Consider the following 26164-nt stretch of genomic DNA (forward strand, 5'->3'; position numbering starts at 1 on the left):
ACATATATATGAATTCTTCTATAAATATAAGATATATAAGTTTTTTGTCTGTTGTTGCAGCCTTAGGTGGATTTCTGTTCGGATATGATACTGCTGTGATTTCGGGAACGATAGCGCAGGTTTCCGCTCAGTTCTCTCTGGATGCTTTATCTCAGGGCTGGTATGTGGGATGTGCCCTTATCGGTTCCATATTCGGCGTTATGTGTGCCGGGATACTCAGTGATAATTTCGGACGGAAAAAAACATTACTGGTAGCAGCCGTACTCTTCTCTATATCTGCTGTCGGTTGTGCTATATCTTCCGATTTCAATCATTTGGTGATGGCACGCGTTGTCGGAGGTATTGGTATCGGCGTTGTTTCTATAATATCACCGCTTTATATTTCAGAGATATCAGTTGCAGAATACCGCGGACGATTAGTATCTCTTTATCAGCTTGCTGTTACGGTGGGCTTTTTGGGGGCTTACCTTGTAAATTACGTATTGCTGAATTATTCTACAAACGGGGCGGAACAATTATCGAATCCTGCACTATATCATATTTTCCATAGCGAAGTATGGCGGAGTATGCTGGGAATGGCGGTAATACCGGCCTTGCTGTTTTTTATTGTTATATTCTTCATACCCGAAAGCCCTAGATGGCTGATATTGAAGAATCGTGATGTGAGGGCCGGATCGATACTGAAACATATATATGGTTCGGTAGAGTCTGCGGCATATGAGATGAACGAAACTAAAAAAGTAATAGGAAGCGAAACCAGGTCAAACTGGCGTATTCTGCTAAAACCGGGTATAATGAAAGCTGTCATTATCGGGGTGGCAATTGCTATGCTGGGACAGTTTATGGGGGTGAATGCCGTACTTTATTACGGGCCTTCCATTTTCGAAAGCAGCGGCCTGTCAGGCGACGACTCTCTTTTCTATCAGGTGATTGTGGGACTGGTGAATATGTTGACTACCATTCTGGCGATCTTTATCATCGATAAGATAGGACGTAAGAAACTTGTATACTATGGTGTTTCGGGTATGATAGTTTCACTCCTTCTCATTGCATTCTATTTTGTTAAAGGAAATGATTTAGGTATACCTGATGTGTTATTGCTCATATTCTTTCTTGCCTATATCTTTTTCTGTGCGGTATCCATCTGTGCTGTTATCTGGGTTTTGTTGTCGGAAATGTATCCCATCAAAGTGCGTGGTCTGGCTATGTCTATTGCCGGGTTCTCTCTTTGGATAGGGACATATCTTATAGGACAGCTTACCCCATGGCTGCTACAGAATCTGCGGCCCGAAGGTACGTTCATTCTCTTTGCGGTTATGTGTATCCCATATATACTTATTGTGTGGAAATTAGTCCCTGAAACAACAGGTAAGTCGTTAGAAGAAATAGAAAAATTCTGGGAAACATAAATCAGAAAAATACTATATAAAAATATAATCTTATGGATTTTAAAAAATTAGAGAAGCAGTACAAATCGGAGCTGCTGGACAATGTATTGCCTTTTTGGCTCAAAAACTCTCAGGATAAAGAATATGGCGGATATTTTTCTTGCCTCGACAGGGACGGGACAGTATTCGATACCGATAAGTTTATTTGGCTGCAAGGGCGCGAGGTATGGATGTTTTCCATGATGTATAATAACGTGGAAAAACGTCAGGATTGGTTGGATTGTGCCGTTCAGGGCGGGGAATTCCTCAAAAAGTACGGACATGATGGTAATTACAACTGGTATTTCTCTCTCGACCGTGAAGGTAATCCATTGGTAGAGCCTTATAATATATTTTCATATACGTTTGCCACAATGGCATTCGGGCAATTGAACAAGGCTACGGGGAACGGGGAATATGCAGAAATAGCGCGCAGGACTTTCGATATTATTTTATCGAAAGTGGATAATCCGAAAGGGAAATGGAATAAGGCATATCCGGGAACACGGAACCTGAAAAATTTCGCGCTACCGATGATTCTTTGTAATCTGGCTCTGGAAATAGAGCACCTGTTACCGGAAGAGTTCCTGAATAAAGTGATAGAGGATTGTATTCATGAAGTGATGGAAGTATTTCTAAGGCCGGAACTAGGTGGGCTGATAGTAGAGAACGTGACTATAGAAGGCGAATTGTCCGATACGTTCGACGGCCGCCTGATGAATCCCGGACATGCCATTGAAGCTATGTGGTTTATAATGGATCTCGGACACCGTCTCAACAGGCCCGAATTGATAAACAAGGCTGTAGAGACAACTTTAAAAATGATTGATTACGGCTGGGACAAGGAATATGGAGGTATTTTCTACTATATGGATCGCCTGGGACGCCCGCCGCAACAATTGGAATGGGACCAGAAGCTATGGTGGGTACATATCGAGACACTGATAGCATTAATAAAAGGATATTACCTGACAGGAAATCAGGAATGCGCGGAATGGTTTGAATCAATACATAATTATACATGGCAACACTTTAAAGATAACGAATACCCCGAATGGTACGGATACCTTAACAGGCAAGGTGACGTCTTATTGAGCCTTAAAGGAGGAAAATGGAAAGGATGTTTCCACATTCCTCGCGGACTATATCAGATATATAAGACAATATCTGAAAACCAGAATGATCTATGACTATTATAATTATTAAATTCAATGAAAAACAAAAGAAATTGCTAACATTTTAACATCGACACTATGAAGATTAATTACGATGAAAAAAGAAAGCGCAGATATCCTAAATTTATATGGATATTATTATGTGCTTTTATGTGTCTGTCCAATGCTTATTCCCAAAAAACAATAACAGGGAAAGTTACTGACTCTCATCAGGAAGCGTTGGCTGGTGTTTCTGTCGTGTTGAAAGGCGCGACAGTGGGTACGTTTACGGATATAGACGGTGCGTACAAAATCACGGTGCCTTCCGGTGATGCGTCGCTTGAGTTCTCGTTTCTGGGTTTTAAGCCTCAAACTGTGATAGTAGGAAACCGCTCTGAGATAAATATCACATTGGTCGAAAATCTGAAGGAACTCGACGAAGTGGTGGTTGTGGGATACGGTGTCCAAAAACGCGCGCACCTGACAGGCTCTGTTTCGCAGATTACATCTGAGGATATAGTAAAAGCACCAATGCAGAATGTCTCGAATATGCTTACCGGTAAACTGCCCGGATTGACCAGCCTTCAGCGGTCGGGCAAACCTGGCGATGACGGGGCAACGTTCTATGTACGCGGATTGAATTCGTTTGCCGGCGGTAATGGCCCGATGATAGTTGTTGACGGAGTACCCCGTACAATAGATAATCTGAATCCGAATGATATCGAAAGCGTATCCGTGCTCAAAGATGCGGCGGCATCCGTGTATGGTATTCAGGGCGCAAATGGGGTTATCCTGATTACTACGAAATCGGGAAGCGAAGGTCCTGCCAAAATCTTTTATGATGGTTCTATGACATGGACGGCAAATACGGCGATGCCCGAGTACCTGAACGCGAGGGACTATATGTACTGGCATAACAAAGCCCGCCAGATGGATGGGCTTGATCCTCTGTGGACGGCCGGTATTCAGAATAAAGTGATGAGCGATGACCCGAACAGTATATTTGGTCAGACCGACTGGCTGGATAAAATCTTCAGAACCGGAATAACCCAGCAACATAATATCTCAGCTTCGGGCGCCACCGAAAGAGTAAAATATTATGCGAGCATAGGTTTCATGAATCAGGAAGGAACATTGATTAATACAGATTTAAAGCGTTATAATGTACGCACTAACCTTGATATTCAGGTAGCTAAAAATTTGAAATTCAGCATAGGACTGTCAGGGGACCGTAGGGATCGGCATTGGCCGGGTACGGCTATTGGTAACCAAACCGAATTCAGCCCGATCAGACAGGCTATAACAGCCATACCTATCTTCAAGTCCGAATATGACGGTATGAATGTGGCATGGAATAACGGGACGTACAACAATAACGGTTATGCCGCCCTGACAGAATCGGGTTGGAAGAATAATACCCAATGGCAGCTCAACTCCAATTATAAGCTGGAATACGACCTTTCCGGTCTGACGGATGTATTGAAGGGATTGAAAGCATCAGTATTCGCCGCTTATAATTACAGTAATACAACCGATGATAATTACGACCGTTACTATGAGGTATACTCCATTAACGGAAATTTTGATCAGGGAGTTTCCGGAGCCAGTGGATACACAAAAGGTAATTCATATTCCAAATCAGCGTCGTGGGGCGATACATGGATGTTGCGCCCGCAATTTGATTATTCCCGCGAATTTGGTAAACATTCTATAAGCGCTACGCTGTTATTCGAAACTAAAAAGAGTTATTCGAATACGATGACCGGAGCGGCCCGGGGATTTTACAGTGACGTAGCTGTCGATATAAGCATGGGATTACTCTCCCTTCCAAAAGGTTGGCAGGCAGTGACGGGATCTCATAAGTATTCTGATGGAACGGCCTCTTACGTGGGACGGCTCAACTATGTGTTCGATAAAAAATATTTGGCGGAAGTAGTGGTTCGTCGTGATGGATCATATGTATTCGCGCCTGAGAACCGTTGGGGTACTTTTCCTATGGCTTCGGCGGGTTGGGTGGTTTCGGAAGAAGAGTTTTTCTCTAATGCATTCCCCAATGTTGACTTTTTCAAAATCAGGGCCAGCGTCGGAACTGCGGGTAATATGGTTAATAATATGCCTTACTTATATCAATCGGAATTTGAGGTTGCAAAAAACAGTATGGTGCTTGGAGATAATCCTATTACCCAGCTTTATACCAAAAACGCATACCTTTACCGCGATGTGACATGGGCTTCCACCATTTTGTATAATCTGGGTTTTGACTATACTATGTGGAAGGGTAAACTAGGTGTGGAACTGGATTTATTCTATAAACGCACTTATGATATTATACAAACTCAGTCTGGAGCTTATCCTCCTTCATTAGGTGGCCTTTTCCCTGCGATCAGGAATTCAGGGGAAGTTGAGAATAAAGGCTTTGAACTCACACTGAAACACGATAATCGTATCGACCGCGATTGGAGTTATGGGTTGAAAGGCAATTTCTCATTTGCCCGTAACCGCGTACTGAAGATAATCAATCCGGACGATCATCCCCTCTACCGCAGTCAGCTGGGACAATCCATGAATGCAAGATATGGCTTTAAGGCTCTCGGATTGTTTCAGAGTCAGGAAGAAATAGACAACTATCCGATAGCGCCGTCAGGAAACCTGCGTCCGGGGGACATAAAATATGAAGATGTGAATGGAGACGGGATTATCAGTTCAATGTATGATTATGTAAAAATCGGATACGGAGATGTTCCCGAAATTACTTTCTCGCTTGATATGAACCTGTCATACAAAAACTTTTATGCCACATTATTATGGCAGGGTGTTACGAATACCGACTATACACTGTCCGGTACATATGATACGGGAGTACTCTCGTCCACGAATTATACAGCTTCGTTCGCCGAGAATGGCAATTCGCCTTATTACCGTATCGAAGGAGCATGGACGCCTGAAAATCCGAATGCCAAATATCCGAGATTGACTACCGTAAATAGCGGCAACAATGCATGGCATTCCACATGGTGGCTTGTAAACGGTGAGTACCTGCGCCTGAAAAACGCGAATATCGGATATAATGTTCCTTCTAAAGTATTGAAAAGCACTCCGTTTAGCTCGGTGAATATCTATCTGGCAGGGACCAACCTGCTTACGTTCAGTCATTTCAAATATGTTGATCCCGAAAGCCCGTCGGTAAGTAACGGATATTATCCGCAACAAAAAACCTATAGTTTGGGACTTAAAGTAACATTCTAATAATGTGAGGAGGAAAAAAAATGAAAAAGAGAACAATTATAAAATTATTAAGTGCCGTCGCCTTAACTCTGTGTATGCCTTCCTGCCATGACGCTTTGGATTTGGAGAATACGGGGGTATTGTCGAGCGATGCAGTCTGGGGTTCGTCAGATGCGGCCGACTTGTATATCACAGCATCTTATAAAACCTTTACTGATATTTCGCAGGTGAGCAACAGTCGTAGTGTATTCTATGACAGCTATTCCGATCTGATGAAATCTACATCATGGGATTTGTATAACCATTCATATAATAAGGTTTTATTGCAAGCCAGCTCGTTTTCAACCGGCAGTGCGGGTGCATTTGATTGTTGGGGGTTATATAATGACCGTATTCGCCGTGCCAATGTATTGTTGGACGAAATGAGGCGTTACGACGCTGACAACAGGTTTGGAGAAGACTGGTGTAATATACGCCGCGCGGAGGTACGACTTTGCCGTGCTTTCACATATTATCGCTTGATCCGTGTCTATGGAGGAGTGGTGCTTCGCACGGATGTTTCCGGTATAAACGGCGGCGTAGACGATGGTGCCTATCAGGAAGATGTGCATAGGGCCCGCCTTACTGAAGCCGAAAGTTGGGACTTTGTAATAAGTGAATTGCAATGGGCTGCCGAACGCTTGCCTGATTCATGGCCTGCCGAATGGGAAGGGCGTGCAACAAAGAAAACCGCTTACGGATTCCTTTCAAGAATGGCTTTATATGCAGGTAAATGGCAGATAGCCGTAGACGCCGCTGAAAAAGTGAAGGAGTTAGGTGGAGATCTCGCTCCTGACTATGCGAAAGTGTTTCAGGTAGATGGGAAACAGGATAACTCGAAGGAAATCTTATTCGCATTATATTACAAGCCAAGTGCCTCGGACACAGATCCCGGTGTGCCTCACAGTTTCGACCAGTACAACCGTCCTTTCGGCGACAGGGCCGTTTATAAAACGGACGCTATATATGCAGAACATGTACCGACGGCTGAACTGGCGGATATGTATGAGTTCAGCGACGGAACCGATTTCAGCTGGAGTACTTATACTCTTAATCATACAGATCCTTATACAGATAGGGAACCCCGTTTTCATGCTACTATATTGTTTAACGGCGCTGAATGGGAAGGCCGCCAGATACAGACATGGGAAGGTGGAGCCGATGAATTTAAAGATTTCACCATGTCCGCGAGTACCGGCGGACATACTTGCACTGGCTATTATCTGCGTAAATATTTACAGGAGAATTACACCCGCTTTGTAGAGCAGGGAAGCTACCAGTACGATGCGGTACTCCGTTATGCCGAGGTATTGCTTAATAAAGCTGAGGCGTATGCTGAACTGGATTATATCCGTTACAAGACTCAGGCTTTAGGCGCACTGAATGAAGTACGGGCCAGAGTAGGATTACCTGCGAAAGATGCCGCGACCAAAGAAGCGTTTATGACACTGTTGCGTAAAGAACGCTGCGTGGAGTTGGCTGGCGAAGGTTTCCGCTATTGGGATTTGCGTCGTTGGAAACTGGCTGAAAACGTTATTAATGGACAAAATGCGCATGGAGTGAAAGTAACAAATGATAATGGATCTTACACTTATGCCAGAGTAAATTGTGATGCGGGAGCTCCTCGTATATTCCTCGAAAAATATTACTATTTTTCACTGCCTACGGCAGAACTTGCCAACAATAACAAGTTAGGTGACAATAATCCATATTGGTAAACTATAAAAAATATCGGAAATGAAGAAAATAACTAAAATAGGAGCACTGGCTCTGAGCATCTTATTGACAGTCTTGTTATGGAGGTGTACCGATGCCGATGAAGATCATGTGCATAATACTAATACAATCTCGCAAATGATTTGTAAAGCGCAGCATGGTGCCAGCGAATTTCGTGGAGAGATTATGGAGTATGACAAAAATGGCAACCTTGTAAGCGGTGATTTCACACAGGAAGAAGTTGAGGGCGGTTATGGACTGGTTTTATTTGCAATATCCAAATCACTTGAAAATGACGTGGATCTGACGAATATCTATTTAACGGCAACAGTGACGTATGATGAATTTATCACGCCACCTTTGTCCGGGAGACATGACATTACGGGTGAAGGTATTATAATTACCGTGAAGTCGGGAATAGGAACCACACGCCAATACCGTGTAAGAGGTTATTATGAATAACTTTTATTATTTATATAAAAATTATTTCGTTATGAAAAACTTAATCTTTAATATATATTCAATGTTAGCTCTTTGCTGCATCGTTTCGTTTGGTGCCTGTAAAGACGATGACCTGAACAGCGAAGCGGAAATAACCCTGTCTTTTTCGGTTGAGGGGACAGTTGGGGATAAACCTGCTGTTTTTAGGGGAGTGATAAATGGCGACAATACAGTCACTATTAAGGTTTCTCCTTATATCGACGCGGAAGAAGCGCTAAAATCGGCTGTACCTACTTTCTATCTGTCGAAGGGGGCGACAGTGACACCTGATCCGGATATTCCTCAAAACTTTGCACAGGCCGGTGGTGTGAAATATACCGTTACCTCGGAAGATGGAAAAAATAAGCGTGATTACACCGTGGGGTGGGGTATTTCCGATCAGTTACCATATGGAGAAGGATTCAGTTACGCTGAGATAGGAACAGCAAAAAAATTCGATCAGATGGGCTATCCCGGTCAGCAAGGTAACTTTGATCTACCTGATTCGAAGCAGTATGGCGACCTGAATATGTACCATGCCTATTGCGGTAATTATATTGTAATGCTTTCACGTGCATACATCGACGCCAACCCTGCTTCTCCGTATTGTATCAAAGTGGTGGATAAAAACACGCTGAACGATGCCGGTTCATTTAATTTGGGTTCCATCTCTGTAGCTAATCTGAAGATGATTACATCCGACTATAAAGGTAGGCTTGTAGGGGCTGTAGTTACCGGAAACGAAACCGAAATATTCTACTGGGTTCAGCCAACAGACGCTCCTAAATCGGTGGGTAAAATAGCCGTGAATATGGCTTCGTCTACTGATGGGTCGGCTAATTTCCAGGTAGCAGGCGATATTACAGGTAATGCTTGGATTACGGCTTTAGCCCCTCGTGGACCAAAAGGCGAACATTACCGCGTCAAGGTTACGGGAGGACAACTCGCGTCGAGCTATTCCACAATAGAAACCGGCTTTTCAAGTGGAGACAGTGCCGGATTCCAGATGATTTCCCCGCTTGACGACTCCGACTCTCCAAGCTATGTCGTGGGTGACACCGAAGGCACAGCGGGTGCAGCCAATTCGATTCATTGTTATATTAATACGTTTTCCGGGTTGACCACTTCGACTATGCCTCCGCTTTGGCAGAATACGCTCCAGGCATGGTGGGTAGGAACCGGATTCGCCACAGCCCGTACAGGTGGCCGTGCTCCGGTCGTATGTGGAATGGTTGTCAATGGGAAAAGTTATGTGGTGGTAACCAGTGGAACAGCATGGTGGCACGCGGCCGCAGTGTTGACATCCGATTTGCAAACACTGGCCCATCAAAATCTTAATATCGCCGAAAGTGTAAACCGTAACTGGAGCTATGGTTCATATGTGGACTGGTACTGGAGTGAGGAAAACAATGAAGCTTATCTGGCTGTCTGGTTTGGCCGGCTCGGATTGTACACTTATAAATTGACTTGTTTCGAATAATTACCCGATTATAGGGAAGCCTCTTTCAAAAAACAGGGGCTTTCCTTTTTCATCCGGAAACACCGGATATTTATTGTTAATTAATATGAGAAATATTCTAATCTTATTTTTTATAGTGTTTGTATGCACTGCTTGTTCCAACAAGGAGAAAGAGACCGATACCGGAAAACCTAAAATACTCTGGCTCGACGCAGAGGCCAATTTCAAACGTTTTTCGGATCAGGATAGCATACGTTTCTATTTAGATCTTGCCAAAAATACAGGGTTTAATGGGATTGTGGTGGATGTGCGCCCGATGGAGGGAGATGTATTATACAAAAGTAAAATATTGAAGCCTTTGACGACGTTCGGAGACGGTTATGTGTACGAACGGAACTGGGATTACCTGCAATTCTTTATAGACGAGGCCCGTAAGCGAAATATGAAAGTAACTGTTTCGGCTGGGATACTTCCAGCCGGACTGGTCAGGCAAAAAACGGGAACAGCCTATGAAGATACTTCGTGGAACGATAAAGTTTGTATAGCTTATACACCCGACGGATTGAAAAGTATGAAAGAAACCAGCGAATATGCTGTTTTCCTGAATCCCGCATTAACGTCTGTGCAAACACTTGTTTCGGAATATGTCTCAGAAATCATATCTAATTACGACTTTGACGCTTTTACTTTGGATTATTGCCGTTTTTGCAATGCCAATTACGATTTTTCGGATTCGACACGTGTGGCGTTTGAAAAATTCATTGGGAAAAAAGTGGAACGTTTTCCCGAAGATATTTTCACTTATAATGACAAGGCTGAGCGTGTCCCGGGTAAATACTACAAGCAGTGGTGGGAATTCCGCTCCACTACTATCACAAACCTTATTAGTAGTATCCGTAAAACAATCAAAGACAAGAAACCCAATATGAAATTGAACTACTGGGCAGCTTCGTGGATACATTCCATTTATGGAAACGGACAAAACTGGGGCAGCAAGAAGCATTACGACCCATCAGAAATGTTTCCTGAATGGGCTTCGGAGACCTATAAAAATACGGGCTTTGCCGATCAGCTGGATGTATTCATGCTGGGTTCATACCTGTACGATGTATATGGGCTGGATAATAACGAATCGATAGAATATGCGATAGACCGCGCGTATAAACTTATTGGAGATGACTGTGAAATATACGGGACAGTCTATGGTGAGAATAATATAAAAAATATGGAAGACGCTGTTTACGTGTGTCTCACCCAGAGTGCCGGCCTGATGGTATTTGATATTGTACAGGTGATAAAATATAATATGTGGGACGATATCAAGCGAGGTATCGGACGCGCAGAGGGAAATAATAACTAAGAAGAAAAAACAATGTATCCTAAAATTTATTTACGCATGATAAGATATGTATTATTACTGCTGGCAGTTCTATGTTCAGTGATAAGTTGTTCCGGCGATGATGGCGGTAATGGTGATAATAATAAACCCGAGATTCCTATAGACGTGGATAAACCGCCTATGGCTGATAAACCGATACAGATGTGGATCGATGCTCATGCGAATTTCAGCCGTTTTTCGACTAAAGAAGCTATTAAATCATCTTTGGAAAAAATGAAAGCGACAGGCTTCAATGAAATCTATGTGGATGTGAAGCCGGGAATTGGCTATGCCTTATACGATAGTGATATTCTGCCCCAACTAACCAAATGGGATACTGAAACGGTGACACGCGGTTGGGATTATCTTGGATATTGGATTGAAGAAGCCGAACGCCAGGATATTAAAGTCATCGCAAGTATATCCGCTCTTGGATTCGGTTACACGAGAAAAAAAGAGGGGCTGATCTATGATAACCATACATGGGATGGCAAAACACAAATGAGAATGAATAACAACAATCCGAACGATTTAGTAGATATACGCAATGAGGAGAATGTCGATGCCGCGATGCTAAATCCATGCTTGCCTGAAGTACAATCATTCGTCGTTTCCATTATAGAAGAAATAGCTACAAAATACCCTAAGCTAAAAGGAATATGTCTGGATTATTGCCGTTGGTGGTATGATAATTACGGATTCAGCGACGCTACTATCTCGGCTTTTCAGGCATATAGCGGGGAAACAGTGACCGACAAAAACAATATACTTACGGCTACCGGGGCGCCGGGGCCTCAATATCAGAAGTGGATTGAATTCCGTTCGATGACGATAACGAATCTGATAACGAATATCCGTTCGAAAGTAAAATCCGTTAATCCGAAGATGGAGCTTCATTTGTGGGCGTCTGCCGATTGGGGTTCCCGATATGGTGTAGGGCAGAACTGGGCCAGCAAAAATTACAAACCGGATGGTTGGCAGTTTACAAGTAATTATAGCAAAACAGGTTTTGCCGACCAGTTGGATGTGTTTTCGTTAGGTGCGTATGCCGATGCCATTTGGAAATCTGAGGCCCCTAATTCTGTTTGGTCTGTGGAAAATTTTGTGACTACGTACGACAAATTTACAATGGGTGATTGTAAAGTAAATGGTTCGATAAATACTCCTGCATATGGAAGCAATGCTTCCAAAGTTTCGGATGCTGTATATCTATGCCTCAAAAACACAGACGGGCTGATGGTGTTTGAGATATCGCATGTTATTAATTTCAATCAATGGAACGCGATAAAAGACGGGATAAATCGCGTATATAAATAATAAACAGAAATAAAAACAATATGAACAAAGCAATAGCTTCCATTATACTTTTTTGTTTTTCTATAGGTCTTATACATGGGAAAGACTATATCGTATCTTCTCCCGACCATAAAATACAAGTAAAGGTTTCTGATGGAAAAGAACTTAGCTGGAGTGTGAATTTCAATAACGAAACGATACTGAAGCCGAGCAGAATAGCGATGACGGTTAAAGAAATCAACGAGGTGTTCGGGATAAATGTTTCGGCGCAAAAAGTAAACAGGCGGTCTGTCGATGAGGCTTTTGAAGTTGTAGTTCCCACTAAATTCCGGAAAATGCAGGACAACTTCAATGAAATGACCCTGACCTTCAAAGGTGGTTATGCCGTAACGTTCCGTGTCTATAATAATGGTGCGGCCTACAGATTTGAAACGTCTGTGTCATCACAGAAAATACATATAGAAAACGAAACTGTAGAATTTAATCTGGGAGGTAATTACAGTACCTATTGGCCGAAAGAGAGCAGCCCGAACTTTATCACACACTGCGAAGGTCATTTCGATTATATATCCGTTTCGGATATTCCGAATCAGAAATATGCTTATCTTCCGATTTATTTATCTTCAGCATCAGGCACAAAGATGGTTATAATGGAAGCCGATTTGTTCGACTACCCGAATCTGTTTTTATCAGGAACAGCCACGCAAAAATTAAACGGGGTATTTCCTCCTGTCATTCTAGAAAAAAAGATAAAAGAAGGATCGGATCGCAATGAAGATATTGTTCTCAATGCCGCTTATATTGCAAAAACAGAAGGAAAGAGAAATTTTCCATGGAGATTGCTGATAATCGGCCCTGACGACAAATCCTTGTTGGAAAATAATCTGGTATATCAGTTATCCACTCCGGGCGTAGCCGGAGATAAGAGTTGGATAAAACCCGGTCGCATCTCCTGGGATTGGTGGAGTACACTGAATATATATGACGTAGATTTTGAGGCCGGAGTCAACACCCGGACGTATAAATATTTTATAGATTTTGCCGCAAAATACGGATTGGAATATATATTACTGGATGAGGGCTGGTCTGCCGGGACATGGAATATCCGCGAGCCAAATAAGGATGTCGATGTGCAGGAATTGGTCAGGTACGGAAAGACAAAAAATGTAGGGCTTGTATTATGGGCTTTATGGAATCCACTGCATGAAGATTTAGAAGGAATCCTTGACTTATATAAGCAGTGGGGGATAAAAGGTGTGAAAATTGATTTTATGCAGCGCAACGATCAGGAAATGGTAAATTTCTATGAAAATGTGGGAAAAGCGGCGTTCGATAGGCAATTGCTGGTTGATTTTCATGGTTCGTTCAAACCCTCGGGATTGCATCGCAAGTATCCGAATGTAATGACCTATGAAGGAGTTTACGGGCTGGAACATAACAAGTCTTCGCATGATATTTCTCCCAACCACGATCTGATATTGCCTTTCACCCGTATGGTGGCAGGTCCGATGGATTATACGCCGGGAGCGACCGTTAATGCGACGGAAAACGACTTCCATATGAATTTTATTCATCCGATGAGCCAGGGAACACGAGCGCATCAGGGAGCCTTATTCATTGCGTTTGAGAGTCCGCTACAGATGTTCGCGGACAGTCCGTCCAACTATTATAAGACATCTGATTTTACCTCTTTCATTGCACAGATTCCGACTGTATGGGACGAAACCAGAGCAATCGAAGCCGAAGCGGGAAAGTATCTCACTATCGCCCGCCGCAGCGGAAGTAAATGGTTTATCGCTTCACTTACCAATTGGGATCAGCGCGAACTCAGTGTTAATCTTAATTTTATAGGGGAGGGTAAATATAAAGCGGAAATACTGAGAGACGGAGTAAATGCAAACAGATACGGTTCCGATTTCAAAATAGAAACCAAACACGTTTCCGGAGGCCAGACTTTAGATATAAATATGGCTAAAGGCGGCGGATGGGCTGCTATACTTACGCCTGTGGAATAAATATTTAAGTTTTGTTTTATGGCCTGCCGCTTTTATCGGTGCAGGCCATAGAACCTTTGAAAAGATAAAGTACGGATATGTTGAAAAGAAAACTAATTTATATCTTAATCATATTAACCGCCTTGCCTGTAACCAATGGTAAAGCGCAAGCCGATTTGCGGACACGAGAATTTTACGGCAGAGTCAGCGAAAAGGGTAAAGGTATCGCCGGAGTCCCTGTTACTGACGGTATTAATATCGTGATTACAAATGAGAAGGGGGAATATAAATTATTGAGTAACGGAACTTCCGAATACATATATATCACAGTACCATCGGGATATAAAATTCCGATTGAAAATAAAGTGCCTTGCTTTTTCAAAAAAATAGAAAAGAGTGACAAAAAGAAGCAAAAAATAGATTTTGAATTACAGAAATCCAGTGTTGATGATAATAAACACACTTTTATAGTGTGGGCGGACCCTCAGGTAAACTTCATGGACGAATTGTTTTTCGTGGAAAGAGCTGCTTCAGATGTCTCGGAACTAATAAGGGATGATTATTCCGACAGACCTGTTTATGGTATAATATGTGGAGACATTATCCACGATACAGGCAAAGAGCCAAGACTTTATGAACCGACGAAAGATATTGTCAGGCAAATGAATATTCCTTTCTTCTTTGCCGTGGGAAACCATGATATAAATCTCGATGTAAGATCGGATAATTATGCAAAAGAATTATATAAAAAGCATTTTGGTCCAACTTATTATTCGTTCAACAGAGGCAAAATTCATTATGTGGTCTTGGACGATGTCTTTTATGCCGGAAATAGTTTTTATTATATCGGATATCTTCCTGAGAAACAACTCAACTGGCTGGAACAGGATTTGGCATTTGTGCCTGAAGGGTCTACAGTTGTTGTCTCTATGCATATACCCTCTTATTCGGTGGAAGCCCGAAGAGGAGAATATAGTAAAGAGCCTCCGACCAAAGTCTTGCAGAACCGGCAATCCCTATATAAAATACTTAAGCCATACAATGTCCATATATTTTCGGGACATGAGCACCAAAACGAAAATTATATCCTTGCCGATAATATTTTCGAACATAATCATGCAGCTATCTGCGGCCTTTTCTGGCAAGCGCCGTGGTGCCACGATGGAACAGCTTCGGGATACGGAGTATATGAATTTGACGGAGATAATGTAAAATGGTATTTTAAGACAATCGGGAAAAATAAAAATTACCAGTTCAATTTATATCCCCGGGGAGCTAGTCCGGAAAAACCGGATGCGATAACAGCAAATGTTTGGAATTACGATCCTTCATGGAAAATTTATTGGTATGAGAATAATGTGAAGATGGGCGAAATGGAACGGTTTACAGGATATGATCCTAATATTCGCGACTATGTAAAAGAAAATGGAAAGAACTTCAGATATAACTGGATCTCTGTTAAGCAGACAGATCATTTGTTTTTTGCTATCCCTAAGAATAAGGAGGCCAGAATAAAGGTAGAGGTTATCGACCGTTTTGGAAATTCTTATATTGAAGAACTTAAATAATAAACAAATATGCCGGCCTACAAATATTTTTATCTGGTAGTTATATTTATTTCATCGGTAAATATAAATGCTCAAGTAGATTTGCGAAATATAGAATTATCGGGGAAAGTTCTTGATAGTAAAGGTTCGGCTATTCCGGGGGTTGCCGTAACCGATGGCTATAATATTGTTACAACTGATAATAGAGGTGAATATAAACTGTTAAGCAATGCTACTGCCGACTTTGTGTATATATCTATACCACCGGGCTATATTATTCCGGTGAAGGACAATGCTCCCGGCTATTTTCAAAGGATTACCGATAAATCCGGATTAAAACAAAAATTTAATTTTATATTGGAAAAATCCGGACAAAATGAAGATAAGCATGTCCTGATTGCCTGTGCCGATCCGCAGGTAGGATTCGATGAGGAAATGCCCATGCTGGAAGAAGCGGTAAAAGATATGGAGTCGCTGATTAACCGGAACTACAAGGATCAACCCGTACATGGTATAATCTGCGGTGATATAATAGCGGAGATAAGTAGGGAACCAAAGTTTTTTAAACCGATAAAACAGATGTTTGCCAATACAAATATCCCATTCTTCTATGCTGCCGGGAACCATGATATGGACGTGGATGGAAGATCGAACTTTTCTTCGAAAAAAACTTTCAAAAAAGCGCTAGGGCCGACATACTATTCATTCAACAGAGGTAAAGTTCACTATATTGTCCTTGATGATGTGTTCTTTACGGCCAGAGGATATTCCTCCATCGGCTATATTGATGAAGAGCAGTTATGCTGGCTCGAACAGGATTTGGCTCTTATTCCCGGGGGGGCCACTGTAGTTGTTGCCTTTCATATACCTACTTATTCACCCGAAGCCCGGAAAGGAGAATATGCAAAGGAAGAAATGAACAAAGTGCTTCAAAACAGGAATAGCCTTTACAAAATGCTAAAACCGTACAACGCCTTAATTCTTTCGGGGCATGAACATTATAACGAAAATTACCAATTGGCAGATAATCTTTTCGAGCATGTTCATGCTGCTCTCTGTGGTATTTTTTGGCAAGCCCCCTACAATAGTGATGGCGCCCCTTTAGGATATACTGTTTATGAGTTTGACGGAAACCGTGTGAAATGGTATTATAAATCGATAGGAAAAGATAAGGATTATCAGTTTGATTCATATCTGCCGGGAGCTGATAAACACAAACCTGATGCTATTATAGCAAACGTATGGAATTATGATCCTCAATGGAAAGTATATTGGTACGAAAACGGAACAAAAATGGGTGAGATGAAGCAATACAGGGGGTGGGATCCCGGCGTTGTGGATTATGTAGAGAAAAACCGGGAAACCTTTCGGTATAAATATATCGGGGCGGGACCGACAGAACATTTATTCTATGCTGAACCGGCAGATAAAAACGCTGAGATAAAAATAGAGGTGATAGACCGGTTTAATAATGTATATACCGGAATACCGAAAAAAATAAAATAATAAAGAAGAATATTAAGTGTAAATCATAAAATATTAATTATGAAATATTTTGTATATATAATCTTGTCCTTGATTGCAGTAAATGCCTTTGCACAGCAAAAGCCTGATTTCAGAAATGATTATTATGACAACAAGCGGGCACAACAGGAAAGCATTCCAAAAGTAAACGGAGCAATTGTAATGCTTGGAAACAGCCTTACCGAGCGAGGTTTGTGGTGGGAATATTTTCCCGGAAAGAAGATATTGAACAGAGGAATCGGTGGCGATATTTTATGCGGTATGATTGACCGGTTACCCGATATATTAAAAAACAAGCCCTCTAAAATGTTTATTACAGCCGGAATTAATGATATTCTGTTTCATAATATAACGAAAGAGGAATTTGAAATCCGGTACGATACAATTATAAATTTAATATCGAGGGAGCAACCCCGTTGCCGTATATATCTTGAAAGCTTATTGCCAGTCAACGATATTGTAAATCCCGGTAGTGTATTCTTAAAAGATAAGAACGGCACAATAAAAGAATTTAATGAACTTATTAAAGAAATAGCAAAAAAGCACCGGCTAAAATATATCGATATTCATTCAGGTTTATTGGAAGATGGATATCTTGATGCCGGTTATACTACGGACGGCATTCATCTGAATGAAAAAGGATACTTGATTTGGGCTACATTGCTAAAACCATACATCAATGAATAAAGCATCACTTATTTTATTTTTTACCCTGATATTTTCAGTTTCCCTGATATCGTGTAAAAATATACAAAGCACGAAGGAAATCACTACTGATGTTCTGGTTATCGGTGGTACCACCAGTGGCACGTCTGCAGGGATATCTTCTGCTAGAGAAGGTGTTAAAACACTTATAGTAGAAGAAAGCCCGTGGCTCGGGGGTATGTTTACAGCTCAGGGTGTTGGAGCCTGCGACGGGAACCACAATTTACATTCGGGTATATGGAATGAGTTCAGAGAAAAACTTCGCAACAGATATGGAGGTATTGGCGGTGTATGGACAGGCTGGGTGAGCAATACGTTATTCGAGCCCCATGTAGGTGACAGTATTTTCAAATCGATGGCTGCGACCGAAAAAGATTTGACGATACTTTATGGTTATTTTCTGGATGATATACTGAAAGAAGGAAATATCGTGAAAGGTGCAGTTTTCAGTAATAGCAAAAATGAAAGACTGATTATACATGCCAAAATTACAATCGATGCTACTGACATTGGCGAAAGCCTGAAAATGGCGAAAGCTGATTATAGGCTGGGAATGGATTCAAAGAATGAGACCGGAGAAAAGGGCGCTCCTGAGCAATCAAACGGTATCGTACAGGATCTGACCTGGGTTGCGATACTGAAAGATTACGGAGAAGGAACAAATAAAACAATCCCTAAGCCCCAAGGTTATAATCCGGAAATTTTCCATGGTTGTTGCAAAGAAACTGTCGATTCGATACAAATCGACTGCCGGCGAATGCTCGATTATGGAAAAATGCCGAATAACAAGTATATGATTAACTGGCCTAAATTCGGCAACGATATTTATCTTAACGTAATAGAACTGCCTCGCAAAGAACAGGAAAAAGAACTCCAAAAAGCGAAAGAACATACGCTCTGTTTTATATATTATATACAGAATGAGTTAGGATTCAAACATCTGGGATTAGCTGATGATGAATTTGATACATCGGACAAATTAGCATATAAACCATATCATAGGGAAGGGCGCAGACTTAAAGGATTGTCTTTCCTAACTTTCAACCATGTTGAAAATCCATACGATCAAAAGGAATTATTATACAGGACAGGCATATCGGTAGGTGATTATCCGGTCGATCATCATCACGGAAAAAATCCCGAAGCTCCTAAAATAGGTTTCGATCCCGTTCCATCATTTAACATTCCGCTAGGGTCTCTTATTCCTGAGACTGTCGATGGCCTGATAGTGTCGGATAAGGCTATTTCTGTATCAAACCTCATCAATGGTTCTACCCGTCTGCAACCTGTAATCCTGCTTACCGGACAGGCTGCCGGAATTCTGGCGGCATTATCTGTAAAAGAGAATAAACAACCACGCGGGGTATCGGTAAGAAATGTCCAATCTGTCTTGCTGGAGAGAAAGGCATACATCATGCCTTTATATGATATTCTGCCGTCCGACCCTGACTTTGAAGCGATACAAAAAGTCAGTGCGACCGGAATATTAAAGACAACAGGTGAGCCATTTGGCTGGGCAAACCGCACATGGTTCTATCCGGATACAGCAATCACAGTTGCTGAATTTACAAAAGGGCTTAATTCTTTCGACCCTGAATCGGAAATTGTAGATGATAATAAACTGCTTACCGAAGATGCAGCCGTTAAATATATTTACCGGATTACGGGACAGGGCAAAACCGATGGAAAAGTATATTCAACCAAATCTGTTACAAAACGTGAACTGGCAAGGATATTGGATACATTGCTCAATCCTTTCGGCAAAGAAGTAGGATTTGATGGACATTATAAAATGAATAAGAATATGTGAAACGAGGTTGAAACAGATATGTGCAACGGTGGCATACTAAGATAAATTCAACAAAAGGATGGATAACGACAGGCCATATGCACTGAGAGGATATGCCATTGTGACAATGGTTTTGTCGGGAGCCGTAGTCTGCGGCATCCTGCCCGGATGGATGTATCATGCACAGATACTTCCTCCAACCCATGTATTCTATCCCGCAGCACCGGGTATAACATGGGCCGATTTAGCCTTCCCCTTTTTCGTGTTTGCTATGGGTTCAGCATTGCCTTTTTCTATCAGGAAGAGCATAGAAAAAGGGGAGTCTAAATTGAAACTGATATACGCCGGACAGAAAAGAAGTATTATAAGGATCGGCTCTATTAATTTACCCCCTTTATTTAAAAGTCTTTATCTCTATAGATACATCCTTGAATCCTGACGATTTCGCTTTTAACATTATATTCCCTCCTTCTTTACCCGATTGTACAACAACGAGTGCTTTTCCGCTGAATAATTTACGCGAAGGCTTTTTCAGTGAATTAGAGTCGGTGGGGTCTCCATTATCCGTTCCGGCAATGATACCATTTCCTTCAATACTGAAGTCTATCAGGTTATCAGCTATAGGTATTGCATTTCCTTCTGTATCCAGTATTTCAACAGTTACGAATGACAGGTCTTTGCCGTCGGCCTTGATTGTTTGCCTGTCGGCAGTGAGCCTGATGTTTACCGCTTCTCCTGTTGTTTTGACTTCTTTTGTCATAACTTCTCTACCATTTTTATAGGAGATGGCTTTTAATACGCCTTTTTTGTATGGCACCCGCCAGAATACATGGAATTGATCTTCTATTTTCGATTTTTTTCCTAACGATTTTCCGTTCAGAAATAATTCTACTTCATCGGCATTGTTGTAGTATGCCCATACATCGACTACCTGCCCTTCCTGCCAGTTCCAGTGAGGGAATATATGCAACACGTTCTTATCAGTCCATTCACTCTGATACATATAGTATATATCTTTTCGGAAACCAGCCAGGTCGATGATACCGAAATAAGAACTGCGCGAAGGCCACCAGAATGGAGTCGGTTCGCCCAGATAATCGAATCCCGTCCATAAATATACACCCGATATATGGTCATATTTTTTCACCAGTCGCCATGTATCTTCATGTGTTGTTCCCCATGGTACATGGCAATTGTCGTATGACGAGCAGTGGTGTATGGGCCTGTCGAAAGGTTTATCCCATCGTTCGGGCCATATGTTCATGCTATCGGAGGGCATTTGGTAGTATCCACGTGACATCAGAGCCGAGGTAGATTCTGTAATAATTAATTTCTGGTTAGGAAACTTTTCATGAAAATCAATCCAATTGTATTCATGGTAATTGAATCCGATAATATCCATTGCTCCTGAACGAAGTACATGATTAGACGGTTCGGTTTCATTATTACCCGTGGTTATCGGTCGGGTAGGGTCTAGTTTCCTTACTATATCAGCTAACTTAACAGTCAGTAATGAATTTATATGTAATTCTTTCGGATTTACATTTTTCTTGTCTAGTGTGTTAGCGAAGTTTAGCATCATGTTTGCTTGTTGCAGATCTAATGTGTCGGCATTGATATGCGACCATTGTTCCAGTACTTCATTGCCTATGCACCACATGAATATAGAAGGATGATTTCTGTCCCGTAGAATGAGGTCCGTCAAATCTCTTTCGTGCCACTCGGGAAAGTATTGAGAATAGTCATAGGGTGATTTTTTCTTTCGCCACATGTCAAAAGTTTCGTCCATCACAATAAATCCCATTTTGTCGCAAAGGTCAAGCAGTTCAGGGGCAGGAGGATTGTGTGCCGTGCGAATACCGTTACAGCCCATCTCTTTCAATATTTCCAGTTGTCGTTCTATAGCACGCGTATTTACAGCTGCTCCCAAACAACCGAGATCGTGATGATTACATACGCCTTTTATTTTGACGGATTTCCCGTTCAGAAAAAAACCTTTCTCTGCGTCGAATGAAAAGTAGCGTATACCGACCGGTGTTTCGTATTCATCTACAATTTTACCATTCTGTTTTATCTGTGTGATGATTTTATATAAATATGGATTTTCTACAGACCAGAGAATGGGGTTATCAATATTTATAGACTGTTCTGTTTCCCCATTGCTTTGTGCTGTTATTGCTATCTTCCGGTTTGTTTGTGTAAGTTCTCTTCCTTTTGCATCAACAAGTATGGAATAGATATCTGCATTTTGGGATGTTGTTTCCGTGTTGCGGATATTAGTGACGATTTTTATTTCGGCTTTTTCCTCAGAAACGAGAGGTGTTGTAACATAAGTACCCCAGTGATCTACATGTACAGGATTAACCGTTAACAGCCATACATTACGATATATGCCCGAACCCGAGTACCAACGGGAATTTGGCTGTTGGGAATTATCTACCCGTACTGCAATAACATTCTTTTCACCGGACTTTATATATGGAGTGAGATCGTAACGGAACGATATATATCCATTGGGCCTTTCACCTAATAGGTGGCCGTTTATCCAGACTTTACTGTTCCAGTAGATACCATCGAAATCAATATAGAAGCTTTTATTTTCATTCGATTTGTCTATTGTGAATTCTTTTCTATACCAGCCTATGCCTCCGGGCAAAGCACCGCCACCGGGAGTGGACGGATTATTTGCCGAAAAATCAGCTTCTATACTCCAGTCGTGAGGGAGATTCAATGTTCTCCATTTTGAGTCGTCATATTGGATATTATATGCCAGAGAATCGTCTCCCAGACAGAACTTCCAATTTTCTGTAAAATCGGTATTATCCCTCACTTTATCCTGTGTAGTACATGAAAATAAGATTGTGCTTATAATAAGGAGTATGTAATATCTTTTCATAATTTGCATAATTCGATCCAGATAATCGGGAGCAAAGAGAATAAAGGCCGGATTGAATTCCGGCCTCTACTTTTTTTGAACTATTATAATTCAAAAAATCCTTAAAAACCTTCGCCCTAAAAACCTAAAATGTATTTAATTCCCTGCATCTATAATAGCACTGATTGCATCAGTATGTACTTGCTCTCCGGTAGCCCTGTCGAAAAGGCCTGAAGCTTTATCGCCTGTGATACCACTATCCCAGTAGACGGGCACCATACCGTTTAGCAATGCCGCTTTTGTTATGTAATTCAAATAGTAATTTCGTGCTTTGATATGATTGGCATAATCCGCAGCAGGAAGTGATGCTCTTAGCGTTGCTGCATATTCACCCAGTATTACGGGGATACCTTTGTCTACGAAATTTGTTTTCATTTTGGCAAACTGAGAATCGGCCCAGTCTTCCTGTCCCCATGAAGCTGTACCTGTCCCTGTGAAATCTTTTCCCCACAAGAATACGGAATTGTCTTCTCTCAGGCAGAATTCGTAAGGATCGTAATAGTGAACTTCAGCCATCATACGATTTACTGTGGCATCTGTCGACATTTTCAGGGAACTTACGGCCAGATCTATATTTGTATTGTAAGCCTGCACAACCAGATTACGCCATGCATTTCGTCCGCCTGTGGCACGTACAGCATCTATGAACGTCTGATTGTATGACAATTGTACTTCAATATTCTCTGCCGTAGGTGTACCATATCCTGCATGTACCTCATTAGTTCCTGCAAATAACAAATGCTCGTCATAGTCGCGGAAATAGATAGCAATTTGTTTCCACAGAGCTTTCTGTTTTTTGTTCACTTCCTCTTGTTTGTTGTATGTCGGATTTTCTTCGAGCCATCCGCCGTCCCAGTGTATATTGATAATTGCGTACATGTTGTTATCCACACAGTAGTCTACAACTTCTTTTACGCGTGCCAGCCACGAATCTTTTATTTTATATGTGGTCTGGTCTTCGATATAAGCGTTCCAAGCACATGGTATGCGCACGGTATTGAATCCGGCGGCTTTCACTCCGTCTATCAGCTTTTTCGATGTTTTGGCATTACCCCAGGTTGTTTCTCCTGCCGAAGTACCGTCTGTTGCTTCAAGTGAGTTTCCCAGATTCCATCCTATTTTCATCTTTGCCGCTAATGCGGGGGCATCACTATCCATTCCTGTTTTGTCAGGATCTATATAATCCGGTATCACGGGATCAGGCGTTTTTGCGGCCTGTGTTAGCGTAATCGTAATATTTTCTGCACCTATAGCAGACAAGATGAATGTGGCGGAGCGAGGTTCTTCTACATCATTTGCTTCTGCCGTTATTGTTACCGAAGCATTGCCTTTTGCTGTCTGTATTGAAGGTTTTACCCATGAGTCGGCCGGAAAGTCTATTTTCCAGACAGTGTTCGATGTTATCTCCATTTTGGCAGTGCCGCCATCAGCCTCGAATGGGTAGGAGGTAGGCGTAGCCGAAATGGAAGCCTCTATGGATGGTTCCGTTACCGGATCATCGTCATCACCGCATGCCCAGAAAAATAAAAGCGAACATAGTAGGATCAATGTATATTTGAATATTCTCATGTTGTCAGAAATTTCGTTTTTATGTTTACAAGAAAAGGGAAACTTACCCGGAATACCTAAAACAAATATCCCGGGATAGTTTCAACTATTATTTAAGAATATAATGATATGCTGTATATTCATCCTCTTTTGACTTCACTCCCAACCAGAATCCATCAGTATCTACATTGGTGAAAGTACCTCTTATCCATTTGTATGTAGGGCCTGTTACAGGTAGCCATGAGCCTGCTCCTTCGAAAGCCGGTAAGCCTGTCTCTGATATGGTTACTGTCATGTTTTCGGCATCCAGGACACATGGTGAGGTAGTTGTTGCACCGCCCTGTGTTTTGGAGAAAGTGACGCTACCATCAGCATTTTGTGTGAATGTTATTGACGCGTTTTGTGCAGAAGCAATTGTCGTTGCATCCCAATACCATCCATCCTGAGTCCCGGCGACAGTCCATCCTCCTTCTCCTTTGAGGTTTGTCCAGTCTACCGGCCAGTTTGTATCTATTTTGAATGTTTTTGAACCTGTTCCGCATAAGGCTTTTTTCATGGCCTTGTTCACATCCACTTCGTTACCAGTATTACCTACTATAAAGTGATATACCATATACTGAGGTTCGTTAGCATCTCTGTTACCAAACCATATACCGCTAACGCTACCCATGACATCATGTTCTATTTTTACAATCTTCCATTGGTTGGTAGCAGTAGTGGATATATTAACCCAGCCTACAACAGGGAAATTAGGAATAGCATCTTTGAATGTTATCGTATTTGTACTTTGCTTGTTGGTATATGTGCCTTCTGTTTCTGTACCATCATTCTCCCTAATTGTTACCTTTCCGTCTTTTGTAAATGTGATGGCACATCCGGCAATATTAGCAGCAGCCGCGGCATTATAGCCTGTCCAGTCAGGATAATCTTCTATACTGTTCCAGTCGTTCATCAGGTTACCGTTGAGGTCAGACCAGTTGAAAGGAGTATTTGTGTCCACAACCCATGTTTTGGAGGATGTAACAGATAATATCTCCGATTGGTCGCCAAAATTGAAATTAGGATCAGGAACATCTTCCGGTACATAATTGTCTGCATATGTTTTGGATACATAGTTGAAAATGTAGTACCATGGGCCTTCCGAGTTTGTACGCATAATGGCCAGTCTCATCTGATTTTCGTTAAGACGAAGTATTTTAATGTTTGAAGTCCAATTAGATGCATTATCAATGAATGAGGCCAGACGAATAACCGATGCATTAGATGTTGTCAGAGTATGGGTAGATGCATTCAGGAAGTAGGTGCCGCTTTCATTGCCACCCGATTCGTTGGGTTTCACTGTAGTAAGGTATGGCCCGCCTTTGAGGCTGAAAGTCATAGTTGCGGCTAAATCGGCCTCTGTTTGTCCCACATCGCCCGGTTCCCAGTTTGGAGTGAAGTTTTCATATTCCTGGGTAGCAGACGGATCGGCATATCCCATAGGTCCCGAAGCCAGTCCGTATTTACCGGTATCCAGTATCCATGTTTTTTCATTATCCACACCTCCGCAAAGCGCCGTCCATAGGGGATCGTCTACATAGCTGAGGTTTGTGGTTGTGATGGTAATATTTATGGCATCGGCCTCTACTATACCTCCACCGCTCAACACACCGTATTGAAATGTATATGTTCCCGGAAAAGCGATGTAGAGAGTATCCTTTACCCGTATCGATTTCCCGTATGGGGTAGACCATGTAGGGGTAAATCCCGTATTAAGGCTCTCCATGATAATCATATTCGGATCTTCGGGATTCTGTAATATCGTGTATTTCAGTTCATCTTTAGAGATGTTTGCACCCATCTCGTATTTGTCTGGGGTACAGTATGCAAAGAGGAATACCAGTCCCAACAATGTATATAATAGTCTCAAATTATTTTTCATAATATACTTATTATTTTTTATGTATTA

16 protein-coding genes and 1 pseudogene are annotated in these 26164 nt (G+C 41.8%); 14 read left to right on the forward strand and 3 right to left on the reverse strand.

Annotated elements, in window-relative coordinates; translation table 11 throughout:
• Positions 1-8: 8 nt before the first annotated feature.
• From B3317_RS07675 to B3317_RS07740, 14 genes and pseudogenes are all read left to right on the forward strand, one after another.
• On the forward strand, positions 9-1409 hold the full coding sequence (locus B3317_RS07675; RefSeq protein WP_291110305.1) for a sugar porter family MFS transporter: 1401 nt from the start codon (positions 9-11) through the stop codon (positions 1407-1409).
• A 32-nt stretch (positions 1410-1441) separates the two neighbouring features.
• Positions 1442-2617, forward strand: a complete 1176-nt coding sequence (locus B3317_RS07680; protein ID WP_291110307.1) for an AGE family epimerase/isomerase — start codon at positions 1442-1444, stop codon at positions 2615-2617.
• A 63-nt stretch (positions 2618-2680) separates the two neighbouring features.
• On the forward strand, positions 2681-5827 hold the full coding sequence (locus tag B3317_RS07685) for a SusC/RagA family TonB-linked outer membrane protein (protein WP_291110309.1): 3147 nt from the start codon (positions 2681-2683) through the stop codon (positions 5825-5827).
• A 20-nt stretch (positions 5828-5847) separates the two neighbouring features.
• Positions 5848-7563 carry a RagB/SusD family nutrient uptake outer membrane protein gene (locus B3317_RS07690; protein ID WP_291110311.1) on the forward strand — a complete coding sequence of 572 codons (1716 nt, stop codon included), beginning with the start codon at positions 5848-5850 and terminating at the stop codon, positions 7561-7563.
• Between the two features lie 19 nt (positions 7564-7582).
• On the forward strand, positions 7583-8023 hold the full coding sequence (locus tag B3317_RS07695; protein ID WP_291110313.1) for a hypothetical protein: 441 nt from the start codon (positions 7583-7585) through the stop codon (positions 8021-8023).
• A 31-nt stretch (positions 8024-8054) separates the two neighbouring features.
• Positions 8055-9521, forward strand: coding sequence for a DUF5018 domain-containing protein (locus B3317_RS07700; protein WP_194223119.1), 1467 nt, complete (start codon positions 8055-8057; stop codon positions 9519-9521).
• An 85-nt stretch (positions 9522-9606) separates the two neighbouring features.
• Entirely contained in the window at positions 9607-10860 is a 1254-nt protein-coding gene (locus B3317_RS07705) for a family 10 glycosylhydrolase (RefSeq protein ID WP_291110316.1), read from the forward strand.
• Between the two features lie 36 nt (positions 10861-10896).
• On the forward strand, positions 10897-12195 hold the full coding sequence (locus B3317_RS07710; protein ID WP_291110318.1) for a family 10 glycosylhydrolase: 1299 nt from the start codon (positions 10897-10899) through the stop codon (positions 12193-12195).
• A 20-nt stretch (positions 12196-12215) separates the two neighbouring features.
• Entirely contained in the window at positions 12216-14189 is a 1974-nt protein-coding gene (locus tag B3317_RS07715; protein ID WP_291110320.1) for a glycoside hydrolase family 97 protein, read from the forward strand.
• 77 nt (positions 14190-14266) lie between these two features.
• Positions 14267-15736 (forward strand): calcineurin-like phosphoesterase family protein, encoded by a 1470-nt coding sequence (locus B3317_RS07720; protein WP_291110322.1) that lies wholly within the window; start codon positions 14267-14269, stop codon positions 15734-15736.
• A gap of 9 nt (positions 15737-15745) precedes the next feature.
• Positions 15746-17221, forward strand: coding sequence for a calcineurin-like phosphoesterase family protein (locus tag B3317_RS07725; RefSeq protein ID WP_291110323.1), 1476 nt, complete (start codon positions 15746-15748; stop codon positions 17219-17221).
• Positions 17222-17260: 39 nt separating this feature from the next.
• The gene (locus tag B3317_RS07730; protein WP_291110325.1) at positions 17261-17926 is read left to right on the forward strand and encodes a GDSL-type esterase/lipase family protein; all 666 of its coding nucleotides are present in this window, start codon (positions 17261-17263) and stop codon (positions 17924-17926) included.
• Positions 17919-19754: an FAD-dependent oxidoreductase gene (locus B3317_RS07735; protein ID WP_291110327.1), complete on the forward strand. Its 1836-nt coding sequence runs from the start codon at positions 17919-17921 to the stop codon at positions 19752-19754. Before B3317_RS07730 ends, B3317_RS07735 begins: the two co-directional genes overlap by 8 nt.
• A 58-nt stretch (positions 19755-19812) precedes the next feature.
• Positions 19813-20097, forward strand: a pseudogene (locus tag B3317_RS07740) (DUF5009 domain-containing protein); the annotation flags it as partial.
• A gap of 30 nt (positions 20098-20127) precedes the next feature.
• Here the strand turns inward: B3317_RS07740 and B3317_RS07745 are convergent.
• The 3 genes from B3317_RS07745 to B3317_RS07755 all read right to left on the reverse strand — a co-directional run bounded on the left by B3317_RS07745 (position 20128) and on the right by B3317_RS07755 (position 26137).
• Positions 20128-22629, reverse strand: a complete 2502-nt coding sequence (locus B3317_RS07745; protein ID WP_291110329.1) for a sugar-binding domain-containing protein — start codon at positions 22627-22629, stop codon at positions 20128-20130.
• A gap of 135 nt (positions 22630-22764) precedes the next feature.
• Positions 22765-24237 (reverse strand): cellulase family glycosylhydrolase, encoded by a 1473-nt coding sequence (locus B3317_RS07750; protein ID WP_291110331.1) that lies wholly within the window; start codon positions 24235-24237, stop codon positions 22765-22767.
• Positions 24238-24325: 88 nt separating this feature from the next.
• On the reverse strand, positions 24326-26137 hold the full coding sequence (locus B3317_RS07755; RefSeq protein WP_291110333.1) for a hypothetical protein: 1812 nt from the start codon (positions 26135-26137) through the stop codon (positions 24326-24328).
• Between the last annotated feature and the right edge of the window lie 27 nt (positions 26138-26164).

It is taken from the genome of Dysgonomonas sp. UBA7710, from assembly GCF_002482385.1.
Lineage (GTDB): Bacteria > Bacteroidota > Bacteroidia > Bacteroidales > Dysgonomonadaceae > Dysgonomonas.

Bases quoted from the DNA above. Each gene is read 5' to 3' on its own strand.
- B3317_RS07675 (WP_291110305.1), top strand. From the start codon at position 9: ATGAATTCTTCTATAAATATAAGATATATAAGTTTTTTGTCTGTTGTT.
- B3317_RS07680 (WP_291110307.1), top strand. From the start codon at position 1,442: ATGGATTTTAAAAAATTAGAGAAGCAGTACAAATCGGAGCTGCTGGAC.
- B3317_RS07685 (WP_291110309.1), top strand. From the start codon at position 2,681: ATGAAGATTAATTACGATGAAAAAAGAAAGCGCAGATATCCTAAATTT.
- B3317_RS07690 (WP_291110311.1), top strand. From the start codon at position 5,848: ATGAAAAAGAGAACAATTATAAAATTATTAAGTGCCGTCGCCTTAACT.
- B3317_RS07695 (WP_291110313.1), top strand. From the start codon at position 7,583: ATGAAGAAAATAACTAAAATAGGAGCACTGGCTCTGAGCATCTTATTG.
- B3317_RS07700 (WP_194223119.1), top strand. From the start codon at position 8,055: ATGAAAAACTTAATCTTTAATATATATTCAATGTTAGCTCTTTGCTGC.
- B3317_RS07705 (WP_291110316.1), top strand. From the start codon at position 9,607: ATGAGAAATATTCTAATCTTATTTTTTATAGTGTTTGTATGCACTGCT.
- B3317_RS07710 (WP_291110318.1), top strand. From the start codon at position 10,897: ATGATAAGATATGTATTATTACTGCTGGCAGTTCTATGTTCAGTGATA.
- B3317_RS07715 (WP_291110320.1), top strand. From the start codon at position 12,216: ATGAACAAAGCAATAGCTTCCATTATACTTTTTTGTTTTTCTATAGGT.
- B3317_RS07720 (WP_291110322.1), top strand. From the start codon at position 14,267: ATGTTGAAAAGAAAACTAATTTATATCTTAATCATATTAACCGCCTTG.
- B3317_RS07725 (WP_291110323.1), top strand. From the start codon at position 15,746: ATGCCGGCCTACAAATATTTTTATCTGGTAGTTATATTTATTTCATCG.
- B3317_RS07730 (WP_291110325.1), top strand. From the start codon at position 17,261: ATGAAATATTTTGTATATATAATCTTGTCCTTGATTGCAGTAAATGCC.
- B3317_RS07735 (WP_291110327.1), top strand. From the start codon at position 17,919: ATGAATAAAGCATCACTTATTTTATTTTTTACCCTGATATTTTCAGTT.
- B3317_RS07745 (WP_291110329.1), bottom strand. From the start codon at position 22,629: ATGAAAAGATATTACATACTCCTTATTATAAGCACAATCTTATTTTCA.
- B3317_RS07750 (WP_291110331.1), bottom strand. From the start codon at position 24,237: ATGAGAATATTCAAATATACATTGATCCTACTATGTTCGCTTTTATTT.
- B3317_RS07755 (WP_291110333.1), bottom strand. From the start codon at position 26,137: ATGAAAAATAATTTGAGACTATTATATACATTGTTGGGACTGGTATTC.